General features: G+C 49.6%; 14 protein-coding genes. 10 read left to right on the top strand and 4 right to left on the bottom strand.

The window, feature by feature from the left end; genetic code table 11:
- Positions 1–260 precede the first annotated feature (260 nt).
- From BN6628_RS21040 to BN6628_RS21030, 3 genes are all read left to right on the top strand, one after another.
- Entirely contained in the window at positions 261–2546 is a 2286-nt protein-coding gene (locus BN6628_RS21040) for a PAS domain S-box protein (protein ID WP_068620266.1), read from the top strand.
- Positions 2547–2676: 130 nt separating this feature from the next.
- Positions 2677–3129 (top strand): MarR family winged helix-turn-helix transcriptional regulator, encoded by a 453-nt coding sequence (locus BN6628_RS21035; protein WP_068620265.1) that lies wholly within the window; start codon positions 2677–2679, stop codon positions 3127–3129.
- A gap of 12 nt (positions 3130–3141) precedes the next feature.
- Complete coding sequence (locus BN6628_RS21030; RefSeq protein ID WP_068620264.1) at positions 3142–4347, top strand: MFS transporter; 1206 nt, start codon at positions 3142–3144, stop codon at positions 4345–4347.
- A 37-nt stretch (positions 4348–4384) separates the two neighbouring features.
- On the opposite strand, the gene BN6628_RS21025 is transcribed toward BN6628_RS21030, so the two are convergent.
- Entirely contained in the window at positions 4385–4813 is a 429-nt protein-coding gene (locus BN6628_RS21025) for an Lrp/AsnC family transcriptional regulator (RefSeq protein WP_068620263.1), read from the bottom strand.
- Between the two features lie 146 nt (positions 4814–4959).
- Here BN6628_RS21025 and BN6628_RS21020 point away from each other — a divergent pair, with 146 nt between their 5' ends.
- Positions 4960–5715, top strand: a complete 756-nt coding sequence (locus tag BN6628_RS21020; RefSeq protein ID WP_068620262.1) for an MBL fold metallo-hydrolase — start codon at positions 4960–4962, stop codon at positions 5713–5715.
- 6 nt (positions 5716–5721) lie between these two features.
- On the opposite strand, the gene BN6628_RS21015 is transcribed toward BN6628_RS21020, so the two are convergent.
- A complete protein-coding gene (locus tag BN6628_RS21015; protein ID WP_068620261.1) occupies positions 5722–6471 on the bottom strand; it encodes a YwaF family protein in 750 nt (249 codons plus the stop codon).
- A 137-nt stretch (positions 6472–6608) separates the two neighbouring features.
- Between BN6628_RS21015 and BN6628_RS21010 the strand changes: the two genes are divergently transcribed.
- From BN6628_RS21010 to BN6628_RS20990, 5 genes are all read left to right on the top strand, one after another.
- Positions 6609–6866 (top strand): YqkE family protein, encoded by a 258-nt coding sequence (locus BN6628_RS21010; RefSeq protein ID WP_068620260.1) that lies wholly within the window; start codon positions 6609–6611, stop codon positions 6864–6866.
- Positions 6867–7252: 386 nt separating this feature from the next.
- The gene (locus BN6628_RS21005; RefSeq protein WP_068620259.1) at positions 7253–7891 is read left to right on the top strand and encodes an NAD(P)-dependent oxidoreductase; all 639 of its coding nucleotides are present in this window, start codon (positions 7253–7255) and stop codon (positions 7889–7891) included.
- A 285-nt stretch (positions 7892–8176) separates the two neighbouring features.
- Positions 8177–9130: a GGDEF domain-containing protein gene (locus tag BN6628_RS21000; protein WP_162272664.1), complete on the top strand. Its 954-nt coding sequence runs from the start codon at positions 8177–8179 to the stop codon at positions 9128–9130.
- A gap of 135 nt (positions 9131–9265) precedes the next feature.
- Positions 9266–10006, top strand: a complete 741-nt coding sequence (locus BN6628_RS20995; RefSeq protein ID WP_068620258.1) for an MBL fold metallo-hydrolase — start codon at positions 9266–9268, stop codon at positions 10004–10006.
- Entirely contained in the window at positions 9999–10565 is a 567-nt protein-coding gene (locus tag BN6628_RS20990; protein WP_068620257.1) for a TetR/AcrR family transcriptional regulator, read from the top strand. The genes BN6628_RS20995 and BN6628_RS20990 overlap by 8 nt, the downstream gene beginning before the upstream one ends.
- Before the next feature lie 387 nt (positions 10566–10952).
- On the opposite strand, the gene BN6628_RS20985 is transcribed toward BN6628_RS20990, so the two are convergent.
- Positions 10953–11516 carry a type II toxin-antitoxin system PemK/MazF family toxin gene (locus tag BN6628_RS20985; RefSeq protein WP_068620256.1) on the bottom strand — a complete coding sequence of 188 codons (564 nt, stop codon included), beginning with the start codon at positions 11514–11516 and terminating at the stop codon, positions 10953–10955.
- A 297-nt stretch (positions 11517–11813) separates the two neighbouring features.
- On the opposite strand from BN6628_RS20985, the gene BN6628_RS20980 reads away from it, so the two are divergent.
- A complete protein-coding gene (locus BN6628_RS20980) occupies positions 11814–13184 on the top strand; it encodes an amino acid permease (RefSeq protein ID WP_068620255.1) in 1371 nt (456 codons plus the stop codon).
- Between the two features lie 312 nt (positions 13185–13496).
- On the opposite strand, the gene BN6628_RS20975 is transcribed toward BN6628_RS20980, so the two are convergent.
- Complete coding sequence (locus tag BN6628_RS20975; protein WP_068620254.1) at positions 13497–14123, bottom strand: LysE family transporter; 627 nt, start codon at positions 14121–14123, stop codon at positions 13497–13499.
- Positions 14124–14262: the final 139 nt, after the last annotated feature.

Raw genomic sequence — 14262 nt, 5'->3', positions numbered from 1 at the left:
CCAGCTGCCATAAGTTACTTTCCTTTCTATAGTACATCTCTTCAACACCGGATTCAAGCTATTGCATGTTATATGAAACCGTTGATCGCCATGGATAACGTGTTCCGTGCCGTTAAGCAAAAGAAAATTGACAATTTAGTGAATGTTTGATATCACTTAGTAAAAAGTGTTCCTTACTGTTGCCATTCTCTTCTTAGCATAGGGATGTATAAACTGAACTGTTATCATCCCATATCATCTTCAGGGGTTGGAGGCGCGTTATGCATAATGATCAGATGCAGCCCTATAATTACGAACAAGTCTATGCTTTGTCGCCTACAGGTATTGCATTCATCTCACAAGATGGGCAGTGGCTCCAGGTAAATGCTTCGCTTTGCAGAATTCTCGGTTATACAGAGGAAGAGCTGTTGAGATTAAGTTTGAATGAAATTACTTACAGGGATGAGCTAACGAGCAGTTATGAACAGATTGTCAGATCACTGACCCGGGATGGCGCATCTCTAACGCTGAATCAGAAGCTGATCCGCAAGGATAGCATTATTCTGATGGTTCAGATTTCAGTCACCTTGGTGGACGAAGGCGGTGAAGATCGCTCTCCCTATTATATTGTGTATGTAACGCCGGACAATCAGGTGGGGAAAGATATTTTGCAGCAGGAGGAGCTGCTGGCCCAGGCTATGAGGATTTCCTCTATCGGTACCTGGGAGTGGAACATTGAGCGGAATACGATTATCTGTTCGGACCAGGTATATCTAATATGCGGCATCCCCCGGACGAAAGACCAGCTGAAAGTGTATGAAGTGCTGGACATGCTCCCTGAATATGAAAGAGAGCGGTTTAAGGGGATTCTTCATCATGCCGTCCAGAACAGGGAATTTAAATTTGAATTCAGTCTGAAGCGGCCGGATGGCGGTATTCAATATTTGGACCTTAGAGGAATTGTAACCTATGACAACAGCGGGACCTCTCCGGTTAAGATCATTGGGACTGTCCAGGATATTACGGAGCAGAAGCTGGATCAGCTTAAGCTGCAGGAGAGCGTGGAACGCTATAATTCACTGAAGAAGTATAATCATGATGCGGTCATTTCCCTCGATCTGGAGGGGAACATTATCAACTGCAACGCAGTAGCTGAACAGCTGACGGGTTACCGGATCAGCGAGATCGCCGGGACTAATTTCTCCAGGTTCATCGGCCATAAACATATGCGGGATATTCTTGAGCATTCGCTTCAGGATTTGTCCGTGGAAAAGAACATCACCACCATCTCGCATCGCGATGGGCATTTGACCGACGTGCTGACGACCATTGCGCCTATTGTTATTAATAACAAGAACGTCGGATTTTATATCATTGCCAAAGATATGACCGAGCAAAAGAAGCTCATCGCCGCGAAGGAGGCTGCGGAGAACACGAATAAGGCCAAGAGCGAGTTCCTGGCCATGATGAGCCACGAAATCCGGACCCCGATGAATGGGGTCATCGGCATGACAGATTTGCTCCTAGAGACGACTGAGCTGGACGAAACCCAACGTGAATTCGTTGAGATTATCCGTAAGAGTGGCGATTCCTTGCTGGCCATTATTAATGATATTCTTGATTTTGCCAAGATTGAATCCGGAACAACCGTGCTCCACCTATCGGAATTCGGGCTTCGCATGGCTATCGCGGAGACTCTGGATATGCTGAAAGCCCGGGCCGACAAGAAGCACCTGCAGCTGGCCTATACCGTGGCTTCGGATGTTCCGGATCTGCTGATCGGGGACTCTGACCGGCTGAAGCAGATTCTGATCAATCTCGTGGGAAATGCCATTAAATTCACCTACACCGGTGGTGTAGCTGTGAACGTGAATCTGCTCTCTCATTGTGAAAGTTATACCTACCTTGAGTTTAAGGTGAAGGATACCGGAATTGGGATTCCTTCGGACAAGATTGACTTTTTGTTTGAGCCCTTCCATCAGCTTGATAATTTCATGAGCCGCGAATATGAGGGTACAGGCCTTGGACTCGCTATAACGAAGAAGCTGGTGGAACTGCTCGGAGGGGAAATATATGTGGAGCCTAGCGAGGGACCCGGGGCCACGTTTGTGTTCACGATCCGCTTTAACCGGGTCCAGGAGGCACATCCGGATGAGGCATCCGGACAGTTGGATCATTCCAGCCATCCGCAGGGTCTGAAGCTGCAAATTCTGGTTGCTGAAGATAATGAGATCAACCAGCTGGTGCTGCGGAAGATGCTTGAGAAGATGGGGCATACCGTATTTATTGCTAACAACGGTCATGAGGTGGTCCAAGCGGCTGCTTATGGGACTTTTGATCTTATATTTATGGATATGCATATGCCTGGGATGAACGGCCTTGAGGCTTCAAGAATCCTGCATGAGACGCTTCCGGCGGAGAGAGTGCCTGTAATTATTGCTGTTACGGCCAACGTGCTTAAGGGGGATCGCGAGATGTGCTTGGCGGCAGGAATGGACGATTACGTCAGCAAGCCGATAAAAAGCCAGATCATCTCCGAAATGATTGATAAGTATTTCCTTAAATAAAAGATGCTTAAGGCCGCACCTTATAAAGGTGTGGTCTTCTTTGTTAAGAGGAAGAAGCCATGGACGATTGACATGACCTGAATATTTTAATATAGTTGTTATGACAACTATTTAGGATGGAGAGAAAATAATGAACAGTCCGCTGGATGAATCTGTCGGTTTTCATATGGGGGTTGCTTATAGAAAGCTCTCCCAGCTTCTGCAGCACCGCTTGCGGGATTATCATATAACACCCGAGCAGTGGTCTGTCCTGTACCGTATTTGGGAGAAGGAGGGACAAATCCAGAAGGAGATTGGAGAGCGTTCGGGGAAGGACAAACCTACAACGACACGGATTCTAGCTGCACTTGAAGAGAAGGGGTTCATCCGCAGGGAGAGCGGAGAGAAAGACCGCAGGTCCTACTCGATCTTCATTACAGATGAGGGCAAGAGAGTGATTGAACAGACGGAGCCCATAGAGCACCAATTGCACTCAGATGTAACGGTGGGCTTGTCAGAAGAAGAGAAGGCTTCCCTGTTAAGGATGCTCCGGCGGCTAACCTCCAATGCGGACGAGTTGATGAAGAGAGAGAAGAAGGAGTGAGCCGCTATTCATATGAATTTACATCAAAATAAGCTGTGGACGAAATCGTTCATTATGCTGACTTTAAGTTACCTGTTACTGTTCTTATGTCTACAAATGCTGCTTTCCCCTTTTCCGACTTATGCGAAGGAGAAATTTCATCCTGGTGACTTCACAGTCAGCCTGGTAACGAGTCTGTTTGCCCTTGCGGCCATTGTTACCCGGTTCATCATGATTCCGGTCATGCGGAAAGTGCACCGGAATGTGATTCTGATAGCCGGCGTTGTTATCGCCGGGGTGGCTACCGCCCTCTATTCGTTTGCGGGCTCCATGCTTGGACTGCTTCTGTTACGAATCGCATTCGGAGTAGGATTCGGGATGGCGAGCACCGTCATGCCTACTTTGGTATCCCAGATCATTCCTAAACACCGGATTGGGGAAGGCATTGGCTATTTCGGACTCTCCACAAGCCTAGCCATGTCGATTGGACCTATGATCGGCTTGTCTGTTCTTGCTGGTTACGGGTTCCCCAACCTGACCCTGCTGGGGACAATTTCCGTTGGCTTGATCATTCCTCTGCTGCTGGTAACCCGCAGCATCCCACCACAGCCGTTGGCTCAGTCGGCGGCGGATAAGACCAGCTCCAGGGCTGCCAAAGAGCCGTTCCCCAAGGCCATCCTGCTTCCCGCCGGACTTAATATACTGATGTCGGTTACGTATGGAGGCATTCTTGGATTTCTGGCGCTGTACGGGCAGGAAATTCATTTAGCCCAAATCGGGTTGTTCTTTTTATTTAACGCGTTTACCGTGCTTGTCATTCGCCCCATATCTGGCCGACTGTTCGACAGCAAGGGACCTGCGGCTGTGCTGATCCCGGCGGCGCTGATTGTATTCGCCAGCTTGCTGCTGCTATCTTTCACACACTCGCTGCCTCTGCTGATCGTATCCGCTTTGCTGTATGGACTTGGCTTTGGAGCTATTCAGCCCACGACACAGGCTTGGATGCTGCGCGAGACATCCCCGAAACAGCACGGCATGGTAAACAGCCTGTACTATAATACAATTGACTTTGGGGTTGCCATCGGCTCCATGCTGCTGGGTGTTCTCGCTTCGGCAACGAGCTATTCCGAAATGTATAGATGCTCCTCATTTGTAATGCTGTTATTTCTATGTGTCTTTATCGTATTTCGTGCGCTGGGCTCAAGAGGCAATAAACCTGCCAACGCCCATCTTAAATAATCAAAGTCCGGAGTCCCCAAGGGATTGCCGGGCTTTTCTATTTCACTTGTCCTATGGACAGGCTCAGCTTGTAATTCCCGAACTTCAGCAGTTCATCGAGCAGCGTGTTGAGCTCAACGGCCGATACGGTTCGCACCCTGAGCCAGTAACAGCCCTCTCCGCTGACCCGGTGCATTTCCACAATCTCGTTCTTATTTTTCACAAAGTCCTGAAAGCCTTGGTGAGCTTGGCCTGAATTCATAAATACGGTCACAAAGGCCTCCACGGCGAGCCCGATCTTAGCCGGGTTCCAGAGCAATGTGTAGCCTTCAATAATACCGTGGTCCATCATCTTGCGGATTCTTGCCCCGACCGCTTGTCCTGTCAGATGCACAGCAATACCGATCTCCCGGTGGGAGAGGGTGGAATCCTTAAGAAGGAGGTCCAGGATTTGACGATCCGTATCATCAATGGAGCCGAGTGGCATATAACAAACTCCTTTCATTTTGAAAAAATACAACGTTAACCCGTTTCAGCCCTCTGTATTCGGACTAAAGGGCTCCCCTTTATAATTGAACTACGGCAGTAAGTTAAAAACTTGTAGAACAATATACCTGAATAGGAGTGGATAAAATGAAGATTCAGTTAATACGAAATGCAACGTTATGGATTGAATATGGAGGCCTGCATTTTCTGGTGGATCCCATGTTCAGTGAAGCGGGGGCTAACCCTCCGGTGATGAATTCACCGAACCCAAGGAATAACCCACTGGTCCCGCTGCCCCTGTTCGCCAGACAGCTGGCTGACCCGGATGCCGTCCTGGTAACCCATCTCCACCCCGATCACTGGGATAAGGCGGCCGAAGATACGATTATGAAGTCAGCGCCTATATACTGTCAGCCTGGAGAAGAGGAGGTCTTCAGAGCAGCCGGTTTCGTCTCCGTTCAGGCAATCCATACTGAACACACCCATCAGGGGGTGAAGATATACCGCACCGGAGGGCAGCATGGGAGCGGTGAAATTGGCAAGATGATGGGCCAAGTGTCCGGTTATGTGCTTCAGGCGGAAGGGGAACCGGTGCTTTATTTGGCTGGAGACACAATTTGGTGCAAGGAAGTACAGGAGGCTCTGGCCCGTTATAATCCGGATACGGTTGTGGTTAATGCTGGAGGCGCCCGGTTTCTGACAGGAGATCCGATCATCATGGATGAGAAGGATGTGGCCCAGGTATGCCGCCAGCTTCCCGATGCTTTGGTCATTGCGGTTCACATGGAAGCCATTAATCACTGTCTGGTGACCCGTGAAGATTTGAGACGGCATCTTGCCGGGTCCAGCCTGTCTGACCGTGTACGAATCCCGGCGGACGGGGAGTGGACCGAGCACTTCTGACTTGCATTAGATTTCATAACTCCTGCTGTTGTGGTTTTTGCTGCCTTTTTTGCGATTCTTAAATGCAAATGGAAGATACAGCAGGAGGAATATGACACATGCGACAGTCTCCAGGGAGACGATATACCAAGGATAAGGTCCAAGATAGTCCATCAGCGATGCGGTCTGGGGCTTGTGCGATAAGAACATATAGTTGCCGCCGGTCAGACGGTTAATGAACAGAATAAGAACCAGCAATATATTTAGAAAAATCATGGTGATCCCCACATCCCTAAGTCTTGGCCGGAATCCCTGCACCCAGAGCATATATAAGACGGACAGAATAATAGCCATATGAGCGGCAAAAAATTCGATGAACCGGAAATGGGGAAACGGATAGGACAATGCCGGGGTAAGGATGGCCTGCAGCGCTCCTCCTATACCTGTGAAATAGACAATCCGGAAGATGACCAGACTTTGGAACAGCAGCATGAACACGCACAGGTATAGGGAGATACTGCACAGCTCCAGCGGCAGTGTATCTCTTACATCAAACCGGTTACCCCATACATACCAAATATTCAGCGACAATTCGCATAAGATCAGGATGCCGGCCAAGCTGTATCTCACAGTCCGGCTTCTTGCAGGCTGCCTAAGAGGGCCGCGCCCAAGATAGAGCAGCAGGACGAGGATCAGGAACAGACCAAGAACAAGGAGATGGGAGATCGAGAAGACTTGAAATAAGCCGGGTTCTTCCACACTAAAATAATGCTGCAAGCGAGCGCTCCTTTCTGTTGCGATGATGGCTTTGTAATGATTTTACTTTATTTAGGTGAAATCGGAATACCTCTTTGTAAAAAACATGCCGATATGGGACAATGTAAAGTAACATTGCTTAATGAGGTGAATGATTCATGGCCAAAAAGAATAACCGGCAGGCGCCGCCGGCGCGGACGGAAGACAAGCCGGCAACACTCAAGGATCTGTTGAGCAAGGATGTCCTTGGGAAGCTTCAGGCTCAAGCGGCAGAGCTCAAGGCCGATGAGCAGAAGCGGCTTGAGGACAGCAGAAGGCAGGCGGAAGAGGCCCGCAAAGCGGAACAGAAACGCCTGGATAATGATTTCGAGCATCTGCTGAATAACACCAGCATGGACTGGAAGAAATTTAAATAAAGTTATAGAAATGGCTGTCTTTCGCAAACTACTGCGAAGGACAGCCTTTCGTATGATCAGGTCAGCCAGAATCCTCTGGTTGGCCTTTTTTTGGTCGTTTTTACAATGAGGGAGCCAGGAGAACTCGCGGCTTTAGGGGCAATGATCCCAAAATAGAAACTGTTCTCTTACGCCCTCCAATGGATCATATTTGAGCTGTTAGTTGCAGCTCCTGACAACAGCAAGTGAGGCTCCTGACAACAGCAAGTGAGGCTCCTTTCAATAGCAAGTGTGTGGCTCTGGGCAAGAAAGGAAAGAAAGGGCCTTGACTTTATAACCAAATGTAACTATTATAGTTACAAGATTGATTTGTAATTAACTTACTACCATAACAAGGAGGATTTAATATGGCTAAAATTGCAGTTGTAGGAGCAAGCGGCAAGGCAGGCAGCCGGATATTGAAAGAGGCCTCGGACAGAGGGCATGAAGTAACCGCGATTGTCAGAGATAAGGGCAAGCTGGGGGAGCACGCAGCGAAGTCCGTTCTTGAGAAGGATGTTTTCGACCTGAAGAAAGTTGATTTGGCAACGTTTGATGTGGTTGTGAACGCATTTGGGGCACCTATGGGGCAGGAGCACCTTCATGTGGATGCGGGCAATGTGTTGATTGAGGCGCTAAAGGGAACCGAGGTCCGGCTAATTGTAGTCGGAGGCGCCGGCAGCTTGTTTGTGGATGAAGCGAAAACGGTGAGGGTTGTGGATACCCCAGGCTTCCCGGATTTTGTGAAGCCAACGGCGAGTAATCAGGCTAAGAACCTCGATATTCTGAAGCAGACAGAAGGCCTAAATTGGACGTTCATCAGCCCGTCCGCAGAATTCGCGCTCGGGAGAAGAACCGGTGCCTACCAGACTGGTAAGGATCATCTTCTGACCAATTCCGCCGGGGACAGCTATGTATCTTACGAGGATTATGCGGTCGCTGTGGTAGATGAAATCGAGCAGCCGCGCCATATTCGCGAACGTTTTACTGTAGTTTCGGAACGCTAACATACGACGCTTTTCAAATTAAAGGTTATCTTCAGCATCCTTAGGGGGCTGGGATAACCTTTTTTTGCGTTGTGTAAGCTGGACAAGAGTAATTCCTTGCACCATAACAGCGGTAAATTCCAGATAAATTAAAAAAATTTGCTAACTGTATATTAAGGACGAGGATTTCTGGGGATATAGGTCGAATATAGTACTAAAGAAACAGAATATAGTTCTAAAGTAAGACAACATAACTGGTTAAGCAGCTTAATTATAGTTGGAAAACCGATGCAGAAGGTGAAGTCAATGTGGTGGGTATTCTTTTTATCAGGTATGTTCGCTAGTGCTCTACTGATCATTATTGGCATTAGAGTACGTTCAGCCAGAGCCCGTGCCCGAACCGATAAGTTGAGGTCGTTGGAATGGATTGAGGGCTCTAAAGATATCGTGTATTACTTGGAGCTTGAGCCTGTTCGCAGATATAGATATGTCTATGCTCCTCTGGACCGGATTATGGAACCGGAACACCAAATTTCCGGGCTGGACAACCCGGAACTGGTATTCGTAAGGATACACCCCGAGGACACGGGGCGGCTTTATCAGATGATGAACGGGGAGCTTGATTTCGAACAGCCCATTCTATACCGGATCAAGGATTCACGCGGGCAGTATGTCTGGTATGAGGATCTGGCGACACCTATCTACAGCAGCAGAGGCACACTTATGGCGATCCAGGGGGTTGTAAGACAGGTACAGGAGCGTGTGGAAGCCCAACAATATTTGGAGTACCGCATTGCGCATGATTCCATGACGGGTTTATACAACCGGGAGCATTTCGAGATTCTGGTCTCACATTATGATGTCAAGGAGGATGTTCCGGCAGCAATCATTGTGTGTGATATGGATAATCTGAAGCAAGTAAATGATAACTTTGGCCATATTATGGGAGATCTTTATATTAAGGAAGCAGCCGTTCTACTTAGCGGCATGGTATCGGACAACGTGATGGTATGCAGGGTAGGTGGTGATGAATTTGCTATTCTGGTGGTAGGAATGTCCCATTATGAGGTGAATCATCTGGTGCTTGAGCTAAAGCACCGCGTGTCCCACTTCAAGATGGAGCGACCTGATCTGAATATGGATATCTCGCTGGGCTATGCCTACAGTGAACACTCGCTGCAGCAGATGGATTATTTATTTCTGGAGGCGGACCGTGAGATGTATAGATCCAAGAACACTAAGAAGCTCGCGAGAGCATGATGGACGCGGGTTTCTTTGACGTTCTGGGAAGAGAGACAGTATCATGTGTGAAAAAAAGATAACCGGCTATTGCAAAACTAATGATCTTAGTTATAATAAAACTAATGATATTAGTTTTGGGATGGAGTGATTCAAATGCGGATTCGTCAAGATCAATATTTAACTCAATTAACGTTCCTGCCCCGGTTATTTCCGGTGAACTGTTACCTGGTGGAAGAGGATAACGGGCTTACCCTTGTTGATGCGGCTTTGCCTTATAGTGCAGCAGGCATTCTAAAGGCTGCACAGCGGATGGGCAAGCCGATCACCCGGATTGTGCTTACCCACGCCCATGATGATCATGTCGGGGCCTTGGATAAGCTGAAGATGGCCCTTCCGGAAGCGGAGATCTCCATCTCCGCCAGAGATGCGCGGCTTATGGCAGGCGACCGCAGCCTGGATCCCGGCGAGGATACCGCCAAGATCCGGGGCGGCGTACCGGCTTCGCTGAAGGCCCGCCCGGACCGGCTGCTGCAGGAGGGCGACCTTGTCGGCTCCCTCCGGGTTATCGCCGCGCCCGGGCATACGCCGGGATCGATCGCGCTGCTGGATACGCGCAGCGGGGCGCTCATCGTCGGCGACGCGTTCCAGGTGCGGGGCGGGATGGCGGTCAGCGGGCAGCTCCGCCCGCTGTTCCCTTTCCCCGCCTGGGGCACCTGGAGCCCCGCCACGGCGCTTCGCTCCGCGCAGAAGCTGCGCGATCTTGAGCCCGCGCTGCTCGCCGCGGGCCACGGCGCCATGCGCCGCAGCCCGGTCCAGGCTATGGACCGGGCGATCGAAGCCGCCGCCAGGAATCTGGCTGTCGGCGCGGGAGAGGGGGCCGGCCGTCATGCCTAGGGCCGGCCTGGATACAGCGGCCGTGATTCAGGCGGCCGCGGAGATTGCCGATGCCCAGGGGCTTGACGCCGTGACCCTGGCATCGGTCGCCCAGAAGCTGGGCATCCGCTCCCCGTCTCTGTACAACCATGTGAGCGGGCTGCCGGGCCTGAAGGCGAAGCTCGCGGCCCATGGCCTTCGCATGCTTCATGCCCGGCTTGAGGCGGCTGACCGGGGCTTAACCGGAGATGAGGCGCTGCTCAATCTCAGCCGGGCTTACATCCGGTTCGCCCGGGAGCATCCGGGACTTTATGAGGGGACTCTTCGGGCCCCGGATGCGCAGGACTATGAGCTCCAGCTGGTTGGCGGCGAGATGGTTCAGTTTCTTGTGGACCGGCTTGATGGGAGAGGACTTAGTCCGGAGCAGCAGACTCATGCTGTGCGGGGAATCCGAAGCATTCTTCACGGCTTCTGCTCATTGGAGCAGAAGGGAGGCTTCGGGATTCCAGTTTCCTTGGAAGAGAGCCTGGAGTTCATTGTTAGGACTTATTTGGAAGGGCTGAGCCAAAAAACTGATTAATTTTGCGCCCAGCGGGTAAAAGAATTGCAACAGCGAATGTGTCTGCATACCTGGCAGCATAGCCATAACAACAAAAATAATCCCCGGCCGGCATCCGGACGGGGTGAATTTGCCCACGACGCGGTGGGCGACATATTATTATCCTATCTTTGGAATCGAAATTTATGCCAGTTATCTCTTTAGAACTCCGAAACCTATAGGTCTAAGATCATGCAAAAGGGAAAGAGGAGCGCGTAAGGCTCCTCTTTCAGACTCAAGACACGTAAAACGTGTGAATTTATCCACGACGCGGTGGATGACATAATTTACTTCGGTCACGACTTAACTCTCTGAAATAATAGTAACCTATAGCGTAAGTTATTGTCAATACAATTTTCACGTTTTTTTTTAAAGTCCGAGTGTCCATTTCATTCGGGTTTCCAGCCGGTTAATGTCCTCTTCATCCAAATTTCCGAGATGTTCCTTCAATCTGACCTTGCTGACCGAGGTGGTTTCTTCGGTCTTGGCGGCCGAGTCAAAGGCGAGAAAGTCGTATTTACTGGCGAATAAGAAATAATGACTTTGGAAACGGGGGACCGGTTTGCCGTCACGGGTAAGAACCGGCTGCTTCGTTTTAAAGTTGGTTTTGGCTTTCAGGTTCTTGGTCAACGGTACGACAATGACATTGCCGGAAGTCGAATTAACAGTGTTATTGGAAATGATGACTACAGGACGTTCCTCATTCTGCTCACATCCTACATTTTCCCCGAAATGACAGAAATGTATAGCTCCCCGAACCATTTTACGGTTTAGCTGTTTCTTCTCGTTTTCTATCCAATGGTGGGCCATCTTGATTTTGACAGGCATCCAGGCCATGATCTGCTGCTCTTTTAACGCTTTTTCAGCCAGGATCCGGTTCTCTGCAGACTTGGACAATACGTGGGTCGTCTTTTTCTCCCGTTCTGTGCTCATTTAAATCCTCTCCTGGTACGATCTAGTTATGTCTTTTTTCATTTGCTTTACTTTATGTTTTACACTTATTTATGGGGCTATTAAACAAGTAATCTGTAAATTGTTTCTTTTCTCATCTTAATCTGGCGACTTAAGGAACTAAATAGGATAAAAGTACACCAGGTTAAAGGGCTTTTGGCTCAGGTTGGCCCGGGTTGCTGCCCGGGTACCCCAAGATGATTATTTTACATAAAAAAGATCAGGCTTCACAAACTACATAAAGAAAGGGTTGCTAAATCACATAACTGAGAGGTAATTATGACTAGACAAGAGGGAAAGGCCGAAGAAGGCCAACTAAAATGGTGGCAGCTGTCTCTGCTTGGTGTCGCCTGCACGATCGGCACAGGTTATTTCCTGGGCTCCAGTCTGGCGCTGCATATGGGTGGTCCGTCCGTCCTGATTGTGTTCATTCTGGCGGCAATCGGCACGTACACGGTGTTTGATGTGCTGGCCAAGATGACAGCGGACCACCCGGAGAAGGGATCGTTTCGTTCGTATGCCAAAAGAGCCTTTGGACGTTGGGCCGGCTTCAGCAGCGGCTGGGTCTATTGGGGCTCCGAACTGCTGATTATGGGCAGCCAGCTAACCGCGCTCTCCATATTCACTAGGTTCTGGTTCCCCTCCGTGCCGATGTGGGTATTTGCCTCAGTATACGCAGTTCTTGGTCTTATCGTAATTATGCTGGGGAACAAAGGATTTGATTCCGTGGAGAATGTCTTGTCTGTCATCAAAATCGCTGCCATTCTGATGTTCATTGTCATTGCGGTTATTGCTCTGATGGGATGGATCAAAGGAAGTGACGGCAAGCCCGAATTCCCACATACGATGCAAAGCTTGTTTCCGCACGGCATCATGGGGCTGTGGTCGGCGTTTATTTTTGCGTTCTATGCCTATGGCGGGATTGAAGTACTTGGACTTATGGCGATTCGTCTGAAGAATCTGGATGAAGCTCCTAAAGCGGGCAGGGTTATGCTCCTGCTGCTGACTATCATGTATGTGATCTCGCTTGGACTAGCCGTGACCATAGTCTCCTGGGAAGCGTTCACACCTAAGAAGAGTCCCTTTATCACCGCACTTGCGAATTATCCGCTGCCCTTCATTCCGCATGTGTTCAATGCTGTGCTGATTATTGCGGGATTCTCGACGATGGTTGCTTCGCTGTTTGCCGTTACGACCATGCTCGTAACCCTGGCTGAAGACAAGGATGCGCCGCCTTTGTTCGCCCGTAAGGTAAAGAACAAGCACCCGCTATATGCAATTTCATTAACCGTGCTGGGGCTTGTTGCTTCAATTATACTGGCTCTGGTAATGCCTGGCAAAATTTATGAATACGTAACAACAGCAGCAGGGCTTCTGCTGCTGTACAATTGGCTGTTTATTCTTATCACTGCCGGCAAGCTGCTTAAACTAACGGTCTTTGGGCAGGTGAAACGGTTTTTGGGTATGGCCCTGATCGGGCTCGCCGTGTGCGGAACCCTGTTTCATGAAACAAGCCGTCCCGGTTTCTGGGGCAGCCTGGCATTTATTGCGCTGATCGGTGTAGTGACACTTGTTATGAAGGTGACCGCCTGGAAGAAGAAGAGATATTCCCGCAGTGTAAGTCTCAAGCGCAGACGGAGCCCGGTTTGATCCCAGGCAGCATCTGGCTAGATAAAACGAACTTTAAAAATTAACCTCTCTTAGCTTCGATCCCGAGTGATTCAGAAGAAGCGGAGCGTCCGCCTTTGTCTCCGAAATGCCCTAAGGGATATCAAGTTCAAGCATTTCGGAGACAACAGCGGCCTTAAAGAACACTCGGCTCGCAGCGCCCAATAAGGGTAACTTTCATAAGTTCATTTTATATAGCAGAGGTTTATGTTGGCTTAGGATCATCTTCCGATTGGGGGAATGGCAGGTAATCTCTCGCTTTTCAGGAATTGCTTATAGAGCCGGTTCACAAAGTTAATTCAGGAACAGGACCTTAGCGGCTTCAAACCCGAAGTACAGACCGAACCCGATCAAGCTAAGGCCTGAAGTGATGGATATCGCTTTGAGCAGCGGCACAGTCAGCCATTTCCGGAAGCCGCTGGCGAGTCCCGCCATGGAGATATCCCAGAGAAGCACGCCGGACAAGACGGCGGCACTGAAGATCAGCAGATCCTTGGGACCGTATGTGGCGGCGGTTTCGGCGAGCAGGGAGCCATAAATGCCCAGCCAGAACAAGATGGATACCGGGTTGGACAGGGACATGAAGAACCCGGCCACAAATGATTTGGATAATGACTCAGCGCTTCGGTTCTCCTGAAGCGTTATTTTTTGTGCTGTAATCAGACTTTCAATCCCAATGTAGAGCAGCACGAAGAATCCGAACAGCCACAGAAACGACTTCATAAACGGGGTGTTAACGAAATGCACCACTCCGAAGTAGACCAGAAGGATGTAGATGATATCAGCGATAACCGCCCCAAGCCCAAGCAGCCAGGCAGGCCAGAAGCCTCCGCGGATTCCCCGGTCAAGCTGGGCGGCATTAATAGGACCGATTGGTGCGGAGAGGGAGAGACCTAACATCAAACAGCTGAAAATATCCATGTACCTATATTCCTCCTGCCATGAACAATGACTTTTACTTGCTTGTACAGCTTATTCCGGATCGGTGGCGATTAGGACAAGGCAGGTAATATTTTGCTAATGAAAAAGCTTACAAAGATTATTGACGAAAATGAATTTC

This window comes from Paenibacillus tuaregi, from assembly GCF_900086655.1.
GTDB lineage: Bacteria > Bacillota > Bacilli > Paenibacillales > Paenibacillaceae > Fontibacillus > Fontibacillus tuaregi.
This window is presented reverse-complemented; position numbering and strand designations above follow the sequence as displayed.